Source organism: Blautia luti (assembly GCF_033096465.1).
Classification (GTDB): domain Bacteria; phylum Bacillota; class Clostridia; order Lachnospirales; family Lachnospiraceae; genus Blautia_A; species Blautia_A luti.
Map to the genome: position 1 here is coordinate 2,557,326 of NZ_AP028156.1, position 18,946 is coordinate 2,576,271.

Here is an 18,946-nt window from a genome sequence, read left to right on the forward strand (position 1 = left end):
TAGATTTCATTTATAAGAAAGTATGGTATACTATAACTATCTTTTAAGAAATTATGAGGTTAAATACATATGAACAAGATTTATCTGGATCAGGCAAGTACTTCTTTCCCGAAAGCTCCCTCTGTGGCAGATGCTGTATATCATTATCTTTCCAAGGCACCCGTAAATGTAAACCGTGGAACCTATCAGGATGCCTATGATACCGAAGAACAGATATTTGAAACCAGGGAGCAGCTCCTGAAGCTTTTCCATTTTTCTTCAGGAAAAGGGAAAAATGTAATCTTCACTCCCAATATCACCACCAGTCTGAATGTCCTTTTAAAAGGACTCCTGAAACCCGGTGACCACGTTCTGGTCACTTCCATGGAGCATAATGCAGTCATGCGTCCCCTGGTACAGCTCACCGGTCAGGGAGTAATTTTTGACCGGATTCCATGTACATCAGACGGCTCTCTTCTTCTGGAGCAGGCCAAGAAACTTCTCACTCCCCGGACCCGGCTTCTGGTCTGTCTTCACGCCTCCAATGTATGCGGCACCATCATGCCTGCCAGAGAGATCGGCCAATTCTGTCGGGAACACGGACTTTTATTTATTCTGGATACTGCCCAGACTGCCGGAACCATTCCTGTGGATATGGAAGATTTCCAGATCAGTGCACTGGCTTTTACCGGTCATAAGGGGCTTCGCGGGCCTCAGGGTACAGGCGGATTTCTCATACGCAGCGAACTGGTCAGCCAGATCGATCCTCTGCTCAGCGGAGGAACCGGAAGTGCTTCCCACACAGAAGAGGTTCCGGATTTTCTCCCGGATCGCTTCGAACCCGGAACTCCCAATATTCCCGGAATCCTGGGACTTCATGCAGCACTTGAGGATCTTTCCCGGACTTCTATGGAGGAAACTTTTCAGCACGAAATGATGCTGACCAGCTATTTCATTCAGGGAATCCTGGATCTGGATCCGGCAGAGAAACATCTTCGGATCATTGGAAAAAAAGATACTGCTGGCAGATGTCCGGTTGTGTCTGTTCAGACCCTGGATACAGATATTGCACTGGCTGCCTTTGAATTGGACAATACCTATGGGATCATGACCCGTGTAGGGCTTCATTGTGCGCCATCTGCACATAAGACATTGGGGACGTATCCCACTGGCACTATCCGTTTTTCTTTTGGCCCGGAAAACACAGTTTCTGAACTGGATCAGGCTCTGGATGCACTTGCACATATCACAGAAACACAAAGTAAAAGAGGGAGGTAACACCCTATGGAATTTAAACAACTGGAAGCCTTTGTGGCTGTAGTAGATTATGGAAGCTTTTCAGAGGCAGCCAGAAAACTTTACCTGACCCAGCCTACTATCAGCACTCACATCCGTTCCCTGGAAGAAGAACTTCATACCCGGCTGATCATCCGCACGACCAAAAAACTCACTATCACGCCCAAAGGTTATCAGCTCTACGACAGTGCCGTCCGTATGCTGGATATTCGCAATAACCTTTTTGAAAACTTTACCGGTTCGAAGAAACAGATCATTGATCTGGCGGCTTCCACCATCCCTTCTTCCTATCTTCTCCCAGAACTTATGGCAGGTTTCGGCAGAATGTATCCGGATGTATATTTCCACTCCTGGCAGACAGACAGTGCCGGAGCTATCAGCCGTGTTCTGGACGGAAGCGTAGATCTAGCTCTCACCGGGCAGAATACAGGAGATGACAGTTGTATATTTATTCCTTTCTGCCAGGATGATATGGTGATCGCCACTCCTGTAAATGACCATTACCTGCAGCTGAAAGAACGCCCTGTTACATTTTCTGATTTTCTCAAAGATCCCATTATCATCCGCGAAAGAGGTTCCGGTACCAAAAAGGAAATGGACATCTTTCTGGAAAACGCCGGAATTGAGCCTTCCAGTCTGAATGTTGTGGCGCGGATGAATGATCTGGAATCTATCAAAAAATCCATTGTAAATGGTCTGGGCATTTCCATTCTTTCTGCCAGATCCGCAGTGGATCTGAAAAAAACAAAACAGATCCTTCTGTTTCCATTAGAGGGAACTGCTCATAAACGCAGTTTTTATATTGTTTGCAGCAAAAACAGGATCCTGAAGGCCCATGTCCGCCAGTTTATTCAATATGTAAAAAATTATTACTTATAGTATCTTTCTGAGAAATTCCGGCAATCTCCCATTACAGCATTGCAATTCCTGCCGGTTTCCTGTACAATACTTTTATATTGTAAAGTATGAAACAGGAGGTAATTTATTATGGCTTTTGATATCACACCCTATGTAGATATGTCCCCTAAGGAGGTTCGTGAACTGATCCGTAAAGGAGTTATCGATTTTCCTACCGCCGGTATGTGCCGTGGTTATGCACAGGCGAATCTGGTAATCCTGCCGCCGGAATATGCCGCAGATTTTGAGGAATTTGCGCATAAGAATCCATTCCCGTGTCCGATCCTTGAAATCATTAAAGGTACTCCTGAGACCCACGATATGGGCGAGGGCGGAAATATCTGCACAGATATTCCGAAATATCGAATCTATGAAAACGGCGTATTTACAAAAGAGACCACGGATGCTTCCGAATACTGGAAAGAAGGATATGTGGGATTTCTCATTGGCTGTTCTTTCTCTTTCGAAGAAGCATTAATCAGAGAAGGAATTGAAATCCGCCACATTGCACAGGGAAGAAATGTACCTATGTTTAAGACCAACATCCAGACAGTTCCTGTCGGACCATTCTCCGGCCCTATGGTCTGCTCCATGCGCCCGATGACACCGGAAAACGCGAAAAAGGCTTACGATATTACTTTCAAAATGCCGAATGTTCACGGTGCTCCTGTACATATGGGCGATCCAAAGGAAGTTGGTGTTGCCGATGTTATGAAACCGGATTACGGAGAGGCTGTTGATATTTACGAAGGTGAAATTCCTGTATTCTGGCCATGCGGTGTTACTCCACAGGCAGCAATCGAAAACGCAAAACCACCGATCGTTATCACCCATGCACCGGGACATATGTTTATCACCGATATTCCAAATGCAGAGCTGAATGACTATCTGGAGGCTAAGAAAAAAGAGAACTAATGCAGTTTACATTTCCCAATTATTATAAAAAATTCTCCTGCATTGCAGGAACCTGTCCCGATACCTGCTGCGCTGGATGGCAGATTGTGATCGATGACAAAACCTTAAAGAAATACCAGCATTTCAAAGGACCATTCCGCAATCGTCTACATAATGATATTGACTGGAAAGAACATATTTTCCGCCAGTATGACCGGCGCTGTGCATTTCTGAACGAGGAGAATCTGTGTGATATTTATACCGAGGCCGGACCGAAAATGTTCTGCAAGACCTGCCGCAATTATCCGAGGCATATTGAAGAATTTGAAGGCTTGCGGGAGATTTCTCTTTCGCTTTCCTGTCCGGAAGCTGCGAGGATCCTGTTATCACAGAAAGAAAAAGTTCAATTCGTTACCAGAGTAAAAGATACCCGTGAAGAAGTTTACGATGATTTTGATTATCTTCTGTTTACTGCTTTAATGGATACCAGAGATGCGCTTATAGAAGTGATCCAGGACAGAACAGTTCCTATACAGAAACGCCTGTGGAAAGTGCTGGCAATTGCACATGATTTCCAGTTATGCGTAGATAAAAATGAACTGTTTCAGTGGGAAGACATCCGGAAACGTCATGAGATTTCCGGATATGGAGATGCCTTCTGCAGCAAAATTGCTTCTCGAATAAACCTGAATAACAGAAGTGGAACAGCAAATACAGCGATCCATGAATTATTTAAAGAAATGTGGAAAACTGTTGTCCCGGAAATGGAAGTTCTCCGCCCAGGTTGGCAGGAATACTTAAGGGATTGTCTGACTCCGTTGTATAAAGAAGATACAGATCCACTGTATGACTCAGGAAATCTTTATTCTCATCATAAAAGCGAATTTGATCACTGTTATCCTGACTGGCAGATCCAGGAAGAACAGCTTCTGGTTTACTGGATCTATACTTATTTCTGTGGTGCAGTTTATGATGATGAAATCTTTGCCAAAATTAAAATGACAGTTGTCTGTACCCTGTTTATCCATGAACTAAGTATTGGTACTTATCTGAAAAATAACCGCCAGTTCAGTCTGAATGACCAAATTCAGATCTGCTATCAGTTCTCCAGAGAGCTGGAACATTCGGATCTTAATCTGAATAAATTTGAGGAACTGATGTCAGAAGATAAGACTTTCTCTTTTGAAAATCTGTTGAGAATATGCTGATATAAGTTTTATAAATTTTCCTTATAACTGTCAAAAAACCTTGCTGACTACAGAAGTATTACTGTTAAAGTATTTATCTGTACAGCAAGGTTTTTATGTTTTACACTATTTGTCCATATCTGCTTTCTTTCTGGAATCTTCTCTGACCATATCACGCAGGCTCTTCATGTATTCACTAAAGCTGCATTCTTCCGTCCCATAAGTCATTTGCAGATCATATTCCAGTGGAATCCAGGTGGAGAGATCTGCTTCGTTATGCTGGATCAGTGCCTCTAATTTATCCAGTGCTTTATAAATCTTTGCTTCCAGAGTTTCCAGTGCTTCCATTTCAGCAAATAAGTCTTTCAGGTCTGTTCTGTATGGTTCCGGCAAAGTATCCAGCAGTTCCTCCATCACATGATTCTCATTGTCTGAATCTGCGGATGTTTTCTCAAACGCAGGAATGTCTCCTGTAATCGCCTCCCCCATATCATGGAACATACACATTTTAATCACTTTGTCTATGTCTGCCTCCGGGAACTCATCCTGCATGAAATAAGCCATCACAGTAAGACGCCAGCTGTGCTCTGCCACACTTTCATGCCGTCCCGAGGAGGTATAGGAATGTCTGGTATTACACTTTAATCTCTCTGCTACTTTTAAAAAATCCAGAAATGCTCTGCTATCCATATGTATCTTTCTCCTGTTTATAATGCATCAGTATTGTATAAATCAGGCGGAAACTCAAATCAGTTTACCGCCTGATATCATAACTATTTTCTGATTCAGTTCAAACTAATTTATCCAAAATGGAATGCCCAATGGTTCCTTCCGGCATTTTTACCTGGAAATTGTCTGCAACGGTTGCTCCAATGATTGCAAATGTGTTTTCATCTTCCAACCTGCCACCCTGTTTCATCCTGGGTGACCAGGAAATAAATGGTACATATTCTCTGGTATGGTCTGTTCCTGTATAAGTCGGATCGTTTCCGTGGTCTGCTGTGATGATCAGAAGGTCATCGGATGTCATTTCATTCATCAGTACACCCAGATTCCTGTCAAATTTCTCGATTTCCCGTCCATATCCTTCCGGATTTCTGCGGTGTCCCCAGAGTGCATCGAAATCTACCAGATTGGTAAAGCAGAGTCCGTGGAAATCCTTCCTGCTGAGGTCAATGGTCTGCTCCATTCCATGTACGGAACTGTTGGAATGCAATGCCTCTGTCACACCCTCTCCACAGAAAATGTCATTGATCTTTCCTACGCTGATCACATCATATCCTCCATCTTTCAGGGCATTCATAGCAGTTAATCCCGTTGGCTTCAGCGCATAGTCGTGACGGTTGCCTGTACGTTTAAACTCGCCTTTCTTCCTGCCAACATATGGTCTGGCTATAACACGGCCTACACGCCATTCATCTTTCATTGTGATCTCACGCGCGATCTCGCAGCAGCGATAAAGATTCTGAAGATCAAAGGTTTCTTCATTTCCACAGATCTGCAAAACAGAGTCAGCAGAGGTATAGACAATCATCGCGCCTGTATTAATTTCTTCCTCTCCCAGCTCCTCAATGATCTCTGTACCGCTGGCACTCTTATTTCCAATTACACGTTTGCCACAGCGTTTCTCAAGTTCTGCGATCAGTTCCGGTGGAAATCCTGTATCTGTAAAAGTCTTAAATGGTTTCTCTGTCTTGATTCCCATCATTTCCCAGTGTCCAGTCATAGTATCCTTACCATTGCTGGCTTCGCTGACGCGCATGAAACGTCCCATTGGTTTCTCTACTGTCTCCATCTTTCCTCCCTGATGAAGATTTACCATTCCCATTTTCTGCAGATTGGGAATATCCAGAGTTCCCATACGATCCAGAATATGTCCGAAAGTGTCTACGCCTGTATCTCCGAATTTCTCTGAATCAGGCATTGCACCAATTCCCAGAGAATCCAGAACGATTACAAATATTCTTTTATATTTTTCCATTTCGTTCACCATATCCTTTCCTTTTTTCTATGGCACCATTCAGCTCTTAACAGACTACGGTTATGCTAATGCCAGCAATTCTTTTCCTTCTTTCAGTCGTGCATAAAACTGTGGATAGAAGTCCTGATCCTGATCATATGGCTTAAAATAAAATCTGTTCACTACAAAAAGATTCAGATTTCTGATCAGGTCTGAGTCCTGTGAATTGTATAGTACTTCCTGTACATCCAGCAGAAAATAATGCCAGTCATTGATAAATCTCTCATAATTTTTCAGATCCGGTGTATCGATCCATTTCTTTACTTTAATCTTACTGCGGTTTGTTTTCGGACATTCATGGACCTGAAGAATATATTTGAACCCGCCGTCTTCATAAAATCTTCCCAGGGGAAATAATCTGCAGAATCCCGGCCTGATGGCATGGATACTGCAGCGGCCTTCCTGATTGAGGAATACGCATTGTTCTGCTGCACCTGTCATTCGAAGATGTGGCAGGATATTACCATCTGATACACCCAGTTCCAGACATTCCTGCAAAAGCTGTTCAGCCGGTTTCTTTAAGCCAATTGATAATCGGTGTACATCAAATGGGTCTAAGATTACAGAATCACCCATTCCCTGACAGCAGTCACAGCAGCCTTCACAGTTGTGGCTATCTGCCTTTACCATATCATTGGAGTCATATAATTTTCCATCTGAAATTTCTTCCAGTGTCTGTTCTCTACGCATAGTGTATACTGTTTCCTTTCATTGCAGACAAATCAGGCACAATCATCTGCGCGCCTGACTTCCTGATTTTATTCGATCAGAATGCTTCTATTCCGCTGACGCCCCAGTCAGAAGCCAAATCTTTCATTCCCTCTAATACTTCTTCTCTGGAATATCCGTTATCATCCAGAAAATCTCCATCCATATCATTCAGGTACAGATAAAAGGTCAGAGCCAGTTCCAGATAATCCACGTCATCCTCTACCATTCCTTCATACAGCTCATTCTCTGCCTCATTGATCTTACCTTCTTCTGCAAGCTTCATAATAGATGCGAAAAGCTTATCTGCCTCTGTATAGTCTGCTTCGTTCTCAGGAAGTGTATAGGCAGGCTGCTGTTCATGAAGTAGAAGCTTCGCGATCAGTCTCCCTACATCCTGAATATTTCTTATCATATGATCATCCTGTACTGCCATATCTGTTTCATCCTTTCGATTTATTTTTAGTCCAGCTTCAGTCCTGCAAGTGCCTGTGCAAATGCATTATTCACCGATTCTTTGGCTTCTTTCTGCTGCTGTCTCATGTATTTCTGGACATCACGCTTGTTAACTCCTGCACCTTCTTTAGCTCTTCTTGCCTGAAAAACAGAAAGTTTTTCTTTGTATCCGCAGGCACAGATAAATGTCTCTTCTTTGCCTTTTACATACATTTCCATACGCTTATGACACTTCGGGCAGCGTGCATTGGTAGTTCGGGATATAGTTTCTTTATATCCGCACTCTCTGTCCTGGCATACCAGCATCTTTGCATTCTTTCCGTTCACTGCCAGAAGTTTCTTTCCGCAATTCGGGCAGATTTTATTCGTGAGGTTATCATGACGGAACGTTCCCTGCCCGGTTTTAATCTCATCTACAATGTCACAGGTATAATTTCTGATTTCTTTTAAGAATGTTTCCTGCTTCATCTTTCCTTTGACAATATTTCCAAGTTTCATCTCCCAGTCAGCAGTCAGTTCCGGTTTACGCAGTTCTTCAGGCACCAGTTCCAGAAGCTGTCTGGCCTTGGACGTCAGATAAATCTCATTTCCCTTCTTTTCCATCAGAAAACTGTTGAAAAGTTTCTCAATAATATCTGCCCTTGTAGCAACAGTTCCCAGACCGCCTGTTTCACCGAGAGTTTTTACTGCCTTCGCATCGTAGCTCTCCATATAGCGCACAGGATTCTCCATTGCAGCAAGAAGTGTGGCTTCTGTAAATCTTGCAGGCGGTTTTGTCTTTCCTGTGTTCACAGATACATGATCGATGTGCAGTTTCATGCCCTTTTTCATCTGAGGAAGTTTCTGATCTTTCAGCTTCTGTGCATCATCTGCTCCATCTTCCTCATCTTCATCAGTGTCCGCATTTTCGTATACTTCTTTCCATCCGCTGCTCTTTACAACCTTTCCGCTGGCTGCAAACACTTCCCCTGCTACTGTTCCCTCCATGCTTACCTGTTCATAAATAAAAGGAGGATACAATACACTTAAGAATCTTCGCACTACCATATCATAGATTTTACGTTCTTCGTTTGTCATATGGTCAAGCTGCACAAACTGTTCGGTGGGAATAATGGCGTGATGGTCACTGACCTTTTTATCGTCCACAAAGCTGGCGTTGGCACGAACCGGCTGATTCAGCAGTACACCTGCCAGTTTCCTGTACGGTCCCACTGCACAGGCCTTCAGGCGTTCTTTAATAGTAGGTACAATATCCTGGCCAATGTATCTGGAATCTGTTCTCGGATAAGTAAGGACTTTATGGTTCTCATAGAGTCGCTGCATGATGTTCAGAGTCTGCTTCGCGGAATACCCATATTTCTGGTTGGCTTCCCTCTGCAACGTAGTCAGATCATATAAACCAGGGGCAAAAGATTTCTTTTCTTTACTTGTTACAGAATATACTTCCAGGAACTGGCTGCGGACAGCATCTGCGATCTCCTCTGCTCTCTCCTTATTGAATGTTCTGAAACTCCTGCTCTTCGGTTCTCTCCATGTCCACACAGCCTCTCCGGCCTTCAGGGTAAGTCCATAATATTCCTTTGGTTTAAATGCACGGATCTCCTCTTCCCTTTTCGCGATCATTGCCAGTGTGGGGGTCTGTACACGGCCACAGGAAAGCTGTGCATTATATTTACAGGTAAGCGCCCTGGTCCCGTTCATTCCTACCAGCCAGTCAGCTTCTGCTCTTGCCACAGCTGCCCTGTACAGATTATCGTACTCGTGACCATTTTTCAGATTAGCAAATCCTTCTCTGATGGCTTTATCTGTAACTGAAGAAATCCACAGTCTGCGAATGGGTTTATGGCAGTCCGCTTTATCAAGGATCCAGCGGGCTACCAGTTCACCTTCTCTTCCGGCATCTGTGGCTATAATAATATCCTGTATATCTTTTCTGTAAAGCTGGGTCTTAACAACATTGTACTGTTTCCCTGTCTGGCGTATCACGACCAGTTTCATCTTATCTGGCATCATGGGAAGTGTGGACATTTCCCATTTCGTGTACTTTTTATCGTACTCTTCAGGATCTGCCAGCGTGACCAGATGACCCAGTGCCCAGGTAACAACATATTCTTTTCCTTCCAGGATACCGTTGCCTTTCTGTGTACAGTGCAGTACTCTGGCAATGTCTCTGGCAACAGATGGTTTCTCTGCAATTACTAATGATTTCATGTTTATGCTCCTCATGGATATCCGCCAGCGCACTGACGGATTTTTCTCTCCTGAAAGTATAGCATAGAACTTCCATCCATTCCAGAGTTTCCCCTTATTTTATGTTTATTTTATATCCTACACCTCTGACTGTTTCTACCAAATCTCCTGCTGTTCCAAGCTTCTGTCTGAGAGTCCTGATATGTACATCTACGGTTCTGCTCTCACCGTCAAACTCATATCCCCATACCTGATTCAGAAGCTGTGTTCGAGACAGCACGGTTCCGCTGTTTTTCAGCAGCAGACATAATACCTCATATTCTTTCAGTGTCAGGTTTATCTTCTTGTTATCTACTGTCACCACATGTCTGGCAGGACATACATACAGATTCCCTGCCTGGTATTCTTCCGCTCCATGATCCTCTGATCTTCGCAGCAGGGCTCGGATTCTGGAAATCAGTTCCATCATTCGGAATGGTTTGGGAATATAGTCGTCTGCCCCACTGTCCAGCCCGATCACTGTATCATATTCACTTCCTCTGGCAGTCAGCATGATTATGGGAAGTTTTCGGGTATCCGGACGGACACGTAATTTTTTTAATATGGAAATACCATCCTCTTCAGGAAGCATCACATCCAGAAGCAGCAGGGAAGGGTGCTCTTTTTCCAGTTCTTTCCAGAACAGGGATGGTCTTTCAAAACCTTTTGCTTCGAATCCCTGGCTTTTCAAGGTATAGATCACAAGTTCACGGATACTTTCATCATCTTCTACCAGATATATCATCATTCATTCTCCATTTTCTTTTTGTTATTTTTTACATATTCTTATTACAGTACCAGTACAGCGAAAATTAAGTATCTGGTATATGACGCAGGATGATTTCTCATATGCAAGGCGGAGGAATGAGGCGTAGCGGTGGCTATGGCGATTGACGACAACGCGGCATATGAAAAATCAGACAAGTCAATATGGCGGTTACTTAATATTCGCTGTACTAGTATAATAGTATACAGTTAAATCTTTCTGTTTTTTTATGTTAAAAGTTCGTAAAATGCTACATATTTTTTCACATTTATTTATAAAAATTTTATGTAATAACAGTAAAAATTTATTTGTAAAAATGTTTCAGAGATGTTATTATAACTTTGAAAATATTATGACGATACTTAAAAGTAAATTTTATGCCGTAATCTTTCGTACAAAAATAAGGAAGGTGAAATTTTGAAAACTTTTTTTAAGAAATACAGACACGGACTTGTGCTCAGTATTTACGGTATTGTTTATATTTTGGCATTCCGATATCTGGAAACCCGTCCGATCCACGGATACCATATCGTACACACGGTATTCGATGATATGATCCCGTTCTGCGAGTATTTTATCATCCCCTATCTGCTATGGTTCCCTTACATGCTCCTGGCTGTTATTTATTTTGTTTTCTTTAATAAAAACAAACATGAATATTACCAGCTGGCATTTAACCTTATGACGGGTATGACCATTTTTCTGATCGTATCTTATGTTTATCCTAACGCCCAGCACCTTCGTCCTGCTGAGTTTCCAAGGAACAACCTATTTACCTCTATTGTGAAATGGCTGTACAAAACGGATACTCCTACCAATATCCTTCCAAGTATTCATGTATTTAATTCCCTTGCTGTTCATATGTCCCTGACTAACTGTGAAGCACTGAGGAACCGGAAGGGTATCCGTATCGCGTCCCTGACGCTGACTACCCTGATCATCATGTCCACTATGCTGCTGAAACAGCATTCTGTTATTGATGTATGTATGGGCGCAACACTTGCTCTGTTCGGTTATCTGGTATTTTATCCGGAGAGATTTCACGCAGTTTCACGTTCAAGAGTTTCTTATGCCAGTGAAACCGGCCATAATAATAATGAAAATTAAAAAATCTGCGCAGGAGTTGTTTTTCACTCCTGTGCAGATTTTTTTATGCTCTGAATCAGTGGATAATTATGATTTGTCTCTTCACTGCCTGTCCGTAACTGAATAACCGTCCCACGGTTTATCAGTTAAATCCATAAAATTTCTGGCTGATCTTATAAGCAGCTACAGACATCTTTCTTCCACCTCTTCCAGGCAGGTTCATCACTCTGCCAAAAAGACTGTGGCGGAGTTTTCTGTAAACCAGGCGGTTCTGTGTCTTAATATAATCCAGAAGTTCTTTCTTCTTCTGAAGTGCCTCCTCTGAACCGGCGCGGATCAGCATGATAGAAGAAATAGTTGTAATAATATCCAGGTAACTGAACATATAGTTCTTTAAATGTTTGTTCAGATTTCTGCAGTTAATGTATGCATCCACCATCAGTTTATTTACCCTGATCTGCTGATCGATACGGTGGATCATGACCTTCTCATTCACAGACTGATCATCACGTCCAATAAAGTAACGGTAGAAATTTACATCCAGATAATACAGATTCTTTACATATGGAAGGGGCTCAAAAGCAAACAGATTATCTACGTAAAAGGTATGCTTCGGAAGCTCCAGGTTACAGTCATGAAGAAGCTGTGTTCTGTAGATCATAGAATGCATCAGCAGATATTTACCCTTATGCATATGTACCTCATCCCATCCGAACATCCGTCCCTGTGGAAGGCATCTGCGGTACTGCATGACCTTTTTGTGAGATGCCCCCTGTTTCTCATAGACAAAATTGCAGATAAGAAGATCCAGTGTCTGAGGTCCTCTTGATAATTCATATAAGGTCTTCAGAATCTCTATATATGCTTCTTTGTTTACCCAGTCATCACTGTCCACAACCTTGAAATACAGTCCTGTTGCATTTCTGATTCCTGCATTGACTGCTGAACCATGGCCTCCGTTCTCCTGGTGGATTGCTTTTACAATAGTCGGATATTTCGCAGCATATTCATCTGCGATCTGGGCAGTTCTGTCAGAAGATCCATCGTTTACCACAAGGATCTCCACCTCTTCTCCTCCTGCCAGCAATGATTCTATACACTTTCCCATATAATCCTGTGAATTATAACATGGAATTGCAATACTTAACAGCTTCATCTCTTTTCCTCCTTGATATAGTTCGAATACGCCCCGAAAGCCGACGGGATTGCGTACTGTTTACCTGTCTGTTCTTTATCTGCGAAAATAAGCTCTTTTTCTTCTGTCTGTTCCAGGGATGATACCCTAATCCTGTATGCCTGCATTCTCCACTCAATGTGGGAAAAAATATGCTTAGCATCAGGCAGTTTCTCAATATACAATGGAACAAGTCCCAGATTTCGGACATATTCCAGTGCTTCCTCCTGGCTAAGATTTCCGGACAGATTGGGAAGCTCATACAAACCAGCCAGAAGCCCTTTATCCGAACGCTGGCGGATGGCAGTATATTCTCCATCCTGTATCACAAATACTGTCCTGTTCTCGGTTTTCCTTGCTTTTTTCGGCGCTTTTACCGGAAGTTCATCTACTGTGCCATGTCTGTATGCCATACATGCAAATGCAGCGGGGCACTTCTCGCATATCGCCTGTCCGTTGGGAACACAGATCACTGCTCCCAGCTCCATAAGAGCCTGATTAAAGTCTCCCGGACAATCCTGGGGCATGATCTCCTGAAGATCCCTTTCCATCTTTCGCCGGACTGACTGTCTGCTGATATCATCCCTGCTCTCTGTGATCCTGGATATTACCCGGAGTACATTTCCATCCACAGCCGGAACTGCCTTCTTATAAGCGATGGATGCAATTGCACCTGCGGTATAACTTCCTATTCCCTTTAACGATATAAGTGCCTCATATTCTTCAGGAAGTTTTCCCGCATATTCCTGCATGACTGTGCGGGCTGCTTCCTGCATATTTCTTACTCTGTTATAATATCCCAGCCCTTCCCATAACTTGAGTAGTTTTTCCTCCGGACATTCTGCCAGAGCTGCAATATCCGGCAGTTCTTTAATAAAGCGATGAAAATAGGGCTTTACTGCCTCTACTCTCGTCTGCTGAAGCATGACCTCAGAAACCCATGTATAATAGGCATTGTTTCGATCCCGCCAGGGCAGAGTCCGTTTATTCTTCCGGTACCATTTCAATAAGGGGATTACTATTTTTCCCAGTTCTTCCTGCATTTCTCTCTCCGTCTTCTTTTCACCGGTCTATCTGTTACAGTCTGATGGGAACCGGATCCTGTATTTCTATATAGTCTTCCCTGATCAGGCAGTCATATGCCAGCAGATGTACTCCTGCATTTTGGGCCTTTTGTAAAACTTCCCCGAATTGAGGATGTGTACTCCAGTTGGGTTCAAATTCCCTGATTCCCTTCATCTGGATCACGAACAGAAGATATGCCTCATAACCGTCTTCCTGACAACGGATCAGCTCTTCCACATGCTTGACGCCTCTCTGAGTAGGCGCATCCGGAAATCTGGCAATATCATTCTCTTCCAGAGTCACTCCCTTGACCTCTATGAAAGCCTTTCTGCAGGGTGATTCTACATAAATATCGAATCTGGAATTCCCATAGACTTTCTCAGTTTTCAGGGTTACCTCTTCCGGAAAAAGTCTTCCTGCACGGATCCATTCTGCTGCTGCTTTATTGGGCACCTGGGAATCCATATTGATCCATCTGCCGGATTTGTTCACGCAGATCAGATCATACTTCGTCTTTCTGGCAGGATTTACACTTTCTTCCAGGATCACCTCTGTTCCGGGAATAAGAAGTTCTTTGCATCTTCCCGTATTTTTTACATGAACCGTTTCTGTCTGCCCGTTCAGATCAACATGGGCAATAAAACGATTGGGACGATCAAGAAAAACTGCTCTCTTCGTGTTTTCATATTTCATGTCTTTTCTTCCTCGCTTGCTCTATCATACCATAAAATCATAAAAAAGACAGTTGAAATTTTTTCTTTTCTGCCATAAAATTAACAGTACAGCGTTTTTACAGAAAGGGATTTTATAATATGGACAGTATTATTTTCGATGTAGACGGAACCTTATGGGATTCCACAGAAATCGTAGCACAGGCCTGGACCTGGTATCTGCAGACCAGGGAACATATGGATATTACGCTGACTTCCCAACGGTTGATGTCTTTGTTCGGTCAGCTTCTTCCTGATATTGCCAGACAGCTTTTTCCTGATCTCAGTGAAGCAGAGCAGCTGCGCATTATTGACGGATGCTGTCAGGCAGAACATGAAGCTTTATTAAAAAAATGCGCTCCTCTCTATGAGGGGCTGGAACATACCTTGCAGGAACTTGGGAAAAAATATCCTCTTTTTATCGTCAGCAACTGCCAGGCAGGGTATATCGAAGTCTTTCTGAAAGCCACCGGTTTCGGTCACTATTTCAAGGGACATCTGTGTCCCGGAGATACCGGACTTGCCAAGGCAGCAAATATCAGAAAGATCGCAGAGACTTATGATCTGCAGTCTCCTGTTTATGTGGGGGACACTATGGGGGATTTTCAGGCATGTGAGAAAGCCAGGGTTCCATTTATATTTGCTTCCTATGGTTTCGGTCATGTAGAGAACCCATGGAAGTCTATTAAAAAGCCACTGGATCTTCTTGACCTCTGTCTCTGATTCCCTGTCACTTATCATCAGACCTGTCCTGCATCACCGGCAGATCTGATGCCGACAACTCCTTACGGATGCATGACTGCCAAAAGAAAAAGCAGCTTGAAAGGCCACAGACATTCTATTCTGGTGGATCTTCAAACTGCTTTTTTATTTCGTTATTTTTTACATTTTACTTTCAGATAATATACCAGTCCTGCAACGATCACAAGCAGAACCACTATGTAACCAATCTTGGCTGCAAGGCTTGTAGTAAACATATCTATCCCTGAAATGATACCGATCAGGATCAGTGCTACCCCACAGCCTTTCTCCATCTTCTTCTCATCGTAGAGTTTTTTGCGGACATCTGCGTTTCCGCCCTTCATAAAAATTTCCCCATGGCCTGTCAGGAGCATTACTCCCACGATCAGTGCCGCTGCTGTTAAAATCAGGTCTAAAGATCCCATAACTTCTCCTTTTCTTTCTGTATAAATTTCTGCAAAAATTTTCCTGTATAAAATTATCAGCATATGATTCCCGGCCGACAGTTTTCATGCTGATAACCATTAAGGCTGTCTGTTCTCTTTCAGACAGCCTTAAGCGCAGTTTCTCTTATTGCTTAATAGAAGCAGACGATCGGAACATTATACTGAATGATATTATAAAGCTCTGCTGCACTATCCGGCGGCATATTGATGCATCCGTGGGATCCTCCCTCCAGATAACGGTCTCCGCCGAAGTATGGCTGCCAGGAAGCATCATGAAATCCGATTCCTCCGTTAAACGGCATCCAGTAATTTACCTTTGTCTCATATTCGTATTTACCATTGGCAAGCTGCTTGCCTCTTAACACATCCGGGCTCTTCTTATAATACAGGGTATAAATTCCGGCTGGCGTCTGACGGTCTGCATACCTCATATCACCGGAAACAATGTCCGATTCAAAGATCACTGATCCATCCTGATAATAATACATATGCTGCCCTGACAGGTCTACCTCGATATAAGTGTTTCCAATATCATTGTATCCATGTGCATTGGCTGTCATGGAATAGATCGGATCTCTGGTTGTCTGTGTACCGGACTGGATCTCCTGTGTAAGCTGTGCTACCTCAGAAGCCTGATCAATCTGCCAGCCATACGCGGAACCGTAAACACTGACTGTTCTTCCGCTCGTAGTCTGGAATTCACGTTCTGTACCTACTGTATCATGAGCTGCTGCAAGCTGTGCCACATAATCTGCAATATGCTGCTGGAACGATGCATCGTCTCTGATCAGCTGGCCTTTCTCATCGAAATTCAGCCAGTCTTTAATGGTACTTCCGTCCAGAGTCACTGTCTCGTCTCCAAATGTATATGTGATGCTTGCTTTCGTAAAGTTATTACATGCATCCAGAGATGCCTGCAGATCCGGATCATCACTGGTAACTTCTGCTTTCACATATACGTCCGGATCACTATTGAAATCTACAGATGTCTCATTATCTGATACTGCTTCGGATAATGCATTATAGGCCTGGCGGAGGTCCAGTTCACTTCCTTCTGTCTCAGGAACGATCTCAAACTGGCCGTCTCCGTATGCCACATATGCATTCTCCGGCGCTACCTGATTCTCTTCCTGCGCGCAGTTAAGTGCTTTTACCTGCTCTTTAAGTTTCTGCTTATCATAAGTAGTATTCTCAGCTGCAGTGTAACTTCTGGTTTCAAAAAATCCCAGAACCCATTCATAGGATTTCTGCTCCTTCAGAAGTTTCAGAACACTGCCGTCTGAAACATAACTGTAACCGATCTGGTCACCGCTGATGGTCTGGGAGTCCTGATTACGCGAATCCACTTCTATAGAATAATTCTCCACTGTCTTCGCGATCTCCTGCTCTACTTCATATGCGGTTTTCCCTGAACAGTCAATTCCGTTAATAGTAGTACCTTCGAAAAATTTATCTGAATAATAATAAGATATTCCTGCGTAAGCTGAACCAGCCACAGCAAGGATCATCGCCAATGTAAGTCCTGTGATCTTCAATGCCTTGTGTTTCTTTTTCACCGGCGGTTCATAAGGGGCAAGATCTTCTTCTGCAATAGGCACATAGGCGATCCTGCTTGGTTTCGCAGATTTACGGACTGTACCTTCTGACCTTTCATTTCTCTCTTCGTTTTCGCCCATTTATATTCTCCTCTATAAAAATCGCTGTTTGTCAGCCCCTCTATTATAACATAATTCTTTTATTTTGCATCTGTTATTCATTTTTTTCTCAAAAAATTTACAAAAACCATGTGTCCTTTTCCAGACACATGGTTTTCATTCGATCAATTCTTATACACCCAGCCGTTTCTTCATGTCTTTCATCACATAAAAATACATAGCGATCAGCAGTCCTCCTGCCAGGATCCATGCTACAGGGCTTGCCATACATGCACCAAAATAGCTTTTATGTGCTGCCGCAACAGTTGCTGTCACACCTCTTCCGGTCAGTTCTGCCACACCTGCCAACATAGGCAGCAGACCATATCCCATACCCTGGATTCCATTTCTGAGTACATTTACGAAATGAAGCGGAATAAAGAATACCGCCACACACTTCACGTAAATATCCACCATAGGAATCACTTCTGCGGCATTATCTGAGATAAACAGATACGAGAAATATTTTCCGAAAAAGAAAATGATCACACCTGTTACAATTGCATAGATCACGCCCATGATATGTGCACAGTTAAATCCGGATCTGACTCTGTCCAGCTTACGTGCTCCCACATTCTGGGCATTATAAGTCGCCATGGTAGTTCCCAGTGCCACATATGCCTGTGTAAAAATATTCTCGATCTTATTTCCCGCAGTAAAAGCTGCCACTGCATAAGAGCCCAGAATATTCAAAGCTGACTGTACCATCATAGTTCCGATCGCTGTAATAGAATACTGAAGTCCCATGGGAATTCCCACTTCGATTTCTTTCCTGGACAGCTCCCATCGGAATTTCCAGTCATCTCTGCACAGCCGAAGCTCAGGTACACATTTTATGATATATGCCAGGCACAGCAGTCCAGAAACACCCTGGGCTGTAACAGTTGCCCAGGCTGCCCCAGCCACACCCATATGAAATACAATAATAAATACCAGGTCCAGCACAATATTTAAAACAGCCGCCAGGATCAGGAAATACAGGGGCGTTTTGCTGTTTCCCAGTGCACGGAGGATACTTGCCAGGATATTGTATAACACCTGGGCAAAAATTCCTCCGCAGATGATCATAATATAAGCATAAGCATCCTGAAAAATATCTTCAGGTGTATGCATAAATGTAAGCAATGACCGCATTCCCACCATGCTCACTGCTGTCATGATCACGGAGATCAGTACAGACAATATGGCAGCATTTCCCACTGACTGCCGCATTTCGTCCATTTTCCCTGCTCCGAATTTCTGTGATGTCAACACTGTAAATCCCGCAGTCAGACCCATCAGAAATCCTATGATCAGAAACATGATCGTTCCTGTGGATCCTACTGCCGCCAGCCCCTTAGTACCTACAAACTTCCCCACAATAATGGCATCTGCCATATTGTAAAACTGTTGGAATACATTTCCCATAAATACAGGGATGGTAAAATTAAGTATCATTTTCGCCGGTTTCCCGGCAGTCATGTCTGTCTGCATTCCAAAACCCTCCATTTTTCTGCAAGTTTAAACCTGCTCTGCGCAACCCATGACAGAGCTTTTTTAATGTATCAGAGCGATTATAGTTGAAAACTTTTTCCATTTCAAGATGTGTTTTCCAATTC

Annotated in this window: 18 protein-coding genes; 6 read left to right on the forward strand and 12 right to left on the reverse strand. The window is 43.2% G+C overall.

Annotated elements, in window-relative coordinates; genetic code table 11:
- Window positions 1-69 precede the first annotated feature (69 nt).
- The 4 genes from R8695_RS11800 to fliB all read left to right on the forward strand — a co-directional run bounded on the left by R8695_RS11800 (window position 70) and on the right by fliB (window position 4,274).
- Window positions 70-1,257 carry an aminotransferase class V-fold PLP-dependent enzyme gene (locus tag R8695_RS11800; RefSeq protein WP_118508445.1) on the forward strand — a complete coding sequence of 396 codons (1,188 nt, stop codon included), beginning with the start codon at window positions 70-72 and terminating at the stop codon, window positions 1,255-1,257.
- Between the two features lie 6 nt (window positions 1,258-1,263).
- Window positions 1,264-2,154 carry a selenium metabolism-associated LysR family transcriptional regulator gene (locus tag R8695_RS11805; protein WP_154780258.1) on the forward strand — a complete coding sequence of 297 codons (891 nt, stop codon included), beginning with the start codon at window positions 1,264-1,266 and terminating at the stop codon, window positions 2,152-2,154.
- 108 nt (window positions 2,155-2,262) lie between these two features.
- Window positions 2,263-3,087 (forward strand): putative hydro-lyase, encoded by an 825-nt coding sequence (locus R8695_RS11810; RefSeq protein WP_118508443.1) that lies wholly within the window; start codon window positions 2,263-2,265, stop codon window positions 3,085-3,087.
- Window positions 3,087-4,274 carry a flagellin lysine-N-methylase gene (fliB, locus tag R8695_RS11815; RefSeq protein WP_118508442.1) on the forward strand — a complete coding sequence of 396 codons (1,188 nt, stop codon included), beginning with the start codon at window positions 3,087-3,089 and terminating at the stop codon, window positions 4,272-4,274. Before R8695_RS11810 ends, fliB begins: the two co-directional genes overlap by 1 nt.
- 105 nt (window positions 4,275-4,379) lie before the next feature.
- Here fliB and R8695_RS11820 read toward each other — a convergent pair whose 3' ends face one another.
- From R8695_RS11820 to R8695_RS11845, 6 genes are all read right to left on the reverse strand, one after another.
- Entirely contained in the window at window positions 4,380-4,943 is a 564-nt protein-coding gene (locus R8695_RS11820; RefSeq protein ID WP_118508441.1) for an HD domain-containing protein, read from the reverse strand.
- A 100-nt stretch (window positions 4,944-5,043) separates the two neighbouring features.
- Entirely contained in the window at window positions 5,044-6,234 is a 1,191-nt protein-coding gene (locus tag R8695_RS11825; RefSeq protein WP_118508510.1) for a phosphopentomutase, read from the reverse strand.
- A gap of 60 nt (window positions 6,235-6,294) precedes the next feature.
- Complete coding sequence (locus R8695_RS11830; RefSeq protein WP_118508440.1) at window positions 6,295-6,963, reverse strand: YkgJ family cysteine cluster protein; 669 nt, start codon at window positions 6,961-6,963, stop codon at window positions 6,295-6,297.
- Between the two features lie 76 nt (window positions 6,964-7,039).
- Window positions 7,040-7,417, reverse strand: a complete 378-nt coding sequence (locus tag R8695_RS11835) for a DUF6483 family protein (RefSeq protein WP_118508439.1) — start codon at window positions 7,415-7,417, stop codon at window positions 7,040-7,042.
- A gap of 26 nt (window positions 7,418-7,443) precedes the next feature.
- On the reverse strand, window positions 7,444-9,648 hold the full coding sequence (locus tag R8695_RS11840; RefSeq protein ID WP_154780257.1) for a DNA topoisomerase III: 2,205 nt from the start codon (window positions 9,646-9,648) through the stop codon (window positions 7,444-7,446).
- Window positions 9,649-9,742: 94 nt separating this feature from the next.
- Entirely contained in the window at window positions 9,743-10,411 is a 669-nt protein-coding gene (locus tag R8695_RS11845; RefSeq protein ID WP_118508437.1) for a response regulator transcription factor, read from the reverse strand.
- Window positions 10,412-10,849: 438 nt separating this feature from the next.
- Here R8695_RS11845 and R8695_RS11850 point away from each other — a divergent pair, with 438 nt between their 5' ends.
- A complete protein-coding gene (locus R8695_RS11850) occupies window positions 10,850-11,539 on the forward strand; it encodes a phosphatase PAP2 family protein (protein WP_118508436.1) in 690 nt (229 codons plus the stop codon).
- Window positions 11,540-11,660: 121 nt separating this feature from the next.
- Here the strand turns inward: R8695_RS11850 and R8695_RS11855 are convergent, their stop codons facing one another.
- From R8695_RS11855 to sfsA, 3 genes are read right to left on the reverse strand one after another with little or no spacing between them, the layout of a single operon-like run.
- Entirely contained in the window at window positions 11,661-12,674 is a 1,014-nt protein-coding gene (locus tag R8695_RS11855) for a glycosyltransferase family 2 protein (RefSeq protein WP_118508435.1), read from the reverse strand.
- Window positions 12,671-13,735, reverse strand: a complete 1,065-nt coding sequence (gene mutY / locus R8695_RS11860; protein ID WP_118508434.1) for an A/G-specific adenine glycosylase — start codon at window positions 13,733-13,735, stop codon at window positions 12,671-12,673. The genes R8695_RS11855 and mutY overlap by 4 nt, the downstream gene beginning before the upstream one ends.
- Before the next feature lie 34 nt (window positions 13,736-13,769).
- The gene (sfsA, locus tag R8695_RS11865; RefSeq protein ID WP_118508433.1) at window positions 13,770-14,450 is read right to left on the reverse strand and encodes a DNA/RNA nuclease SfsA; all 681 of its coding nucleotides are present in this window, start codon (window positions 14,448-14,450) and stop codon (window positions 13,770-13,772) included.
- Between the two features lie 119 nt (window positions 14,451-14,569).
- On the opposite strand from sfsA, the gene R8695_RS11870 reads away from it, so the two are divergent.
- Complete coding sequence (locus R8695_RS11870; protein WP_118508432.1) at window positions 14,570-15,190, forward strand: HAD family hydrolase; 621 nt, start codon at window positions 14,570-14,572, stop codon at window positions 15,188-15,190.
- Between the two features lie 152 nt (window positions 15,191-15,342).
- Here the strand turns inward: R8695_RS11870 and R8695_RS11875 are convergent, their stop codons facing one another.
- From R8695_RS11875 to R8695_RS11885, 3 genes are all read right to left on the reverse strand, one after another.
- The gene (locus tag R8695_RS11875; protein ID WP_118508509.1) at window positions 15,343-15,633 is read right to left on the reverse strand and encodes a DUF3784 domain-containing protein; all 291 of its coding nucleotides are present in this window, start codon (window positions 15,631-15,633) and stop codon (window positions 15,343-15,345) included.
- Between the two features lie 152 nt (window positions 15,634-15,785).
- A complete protein-coding gene (locus R8695_RS11880) occupies window positions 15,786-17,330 on the reverse strand; it encodes a L,D-transpeptidase family protein (protein WP_154780256.1) in 1,545 nt (514 codons plus the stop codon).
- Window positions 17,331-17,480: 150 nt separating this feature from the next.
- Window positions 17,481-18,821 (reverse strand): MATE family efflux transporter, encoded by a 1,341-nt coding sequence (locus R8695_RS11885; RefSeq protein WP_118508430.1) that lies wholly within the window; start codon window positions 18,819-18,821, stop codon window positions 17,481-17,483.
- Window positions 18,822-18,946: the final 125 nt, after the last annotated feature.

Excerpts from the sequence above, each read along its gene's own strand:
- R8695_RS11810 (WP_118508443.1), top strand. The coding sequence starts at position 2,263 with ATGGCTTTTGATATCACACCCTATGTAGATATGTCCCCTAAGGAGGTT.
- R8695_RS11825 (WP_118508510.1), bottom strand. The coding sequence starts at position 6,234 with ATGGAAAAATATAAAAGAATATTTGTAATCGTTCTGGATTCTCTGGGA.
- R8695_RS11840 (WP_154780257.1), bottom strand. The coding sequence starts at position 9,648 with ATGAAATCATTAGTAATTGCAGAGAAACCATCTGTTGCCAGAGACATT.
- R8695_RS11870 (WP_118508432.1), top strand. The coding sequence starts at position 14,570 with ATGGACAGTATTATTTTCGATGTAGACGGAACCTTATGGGATTCCACA.
- R8695_RS11800 (WP_118508445.1), top strand. The coding sequence starts at position 70 with ATGAACAAGATTTATCTGGATCAGGCAAGTACTTCTTTCCCGAAAGCT.
- R8695_RS11820 (WP_118508441.1), bottom strand. The coding sequence starts at position 4,943 with ATGGATAGCAGAGCATTTCTGGATTTTTTAAAAGTAGCAGAGAGATTA.
- R8695_RS11875 (WP_118508509.1), bottom strand. The coding sequence starts at position 15,633 with ATGGGATCTTTAGACCTGATTTTAACAGCAGCGGCACTGATCGTGGGA.
- R8695_RS11835 (WP_118508439.1), bottom strand. The coding sequence starts at position 7,417 with ATGGCAGTACAGGATGATCATATGATAAGAAATATTCAGGATGTAGGG.
- R8695_RS11830 (WP_118508440.1), bottom strand. The coding sequence starts at position 6,963 with ATGCGTAGAGAACAGACACTGGAAGAAATTTCAGATGGAAAATTATAT.
- R8695_RS11885 (WP_118508430.1), bottom strand. The coding sequence starts at position 18,821 with ATGCAGACAGACATGACTGCCGGGAAACCGGCGAAAATGATACTTAAT.
- R8695_RS11855 (WP_118508435.1), bottom strand. The coding sequence starts at position 12,674 with ATGAAGCTGTTAAGTATTGCAATTCCATGTTATAATTCACAGGATTAT.
- mutY (WP_118508434.1), bottom strand. The coding sequence starts at position 13,735 with ATGCAGGAAGAACTGGGAAAAATAGTAATCCCCTTATTGAAATGGTAC.
- R8695_RS11880 (WP_154780256.1), bottom strand. The coding sequence starts at position 17,330 with ATGGGCGAAAACGAAGAGAGAAATGAAAGGTCAGAAGGTACAGTCCGT.
- R8695_RS11805 (WP_154780258.1), top strand. The coding sequence starts at position 1,264 with ATGGAATTTAAACAACTGGAAGCCTTTGTGGCTGTAGTAGATTATGGA.
- sfsA (WP_118508433.1), bottom strand. The coding sequence starts at position 14,450 with ATGAAATATGAAAACACGAAGAGAGCAGTTTTTCTTGATCGTCCCAAT.
- R8695_RS11845 (WP_118508437.1), bottom strand. The coding sequence starts at position 10,411 with ATGATATATCTGGTAGAAGATGATGAAAGTATCCGTGAACTTGTGATC.
- fliB (WP_118508442.1), top strand. The coding sequence starts at position 3,087 with ATGCAGTTTACATTTCCCAATTATTATAAAAAATTCTCCTGCATTGCA.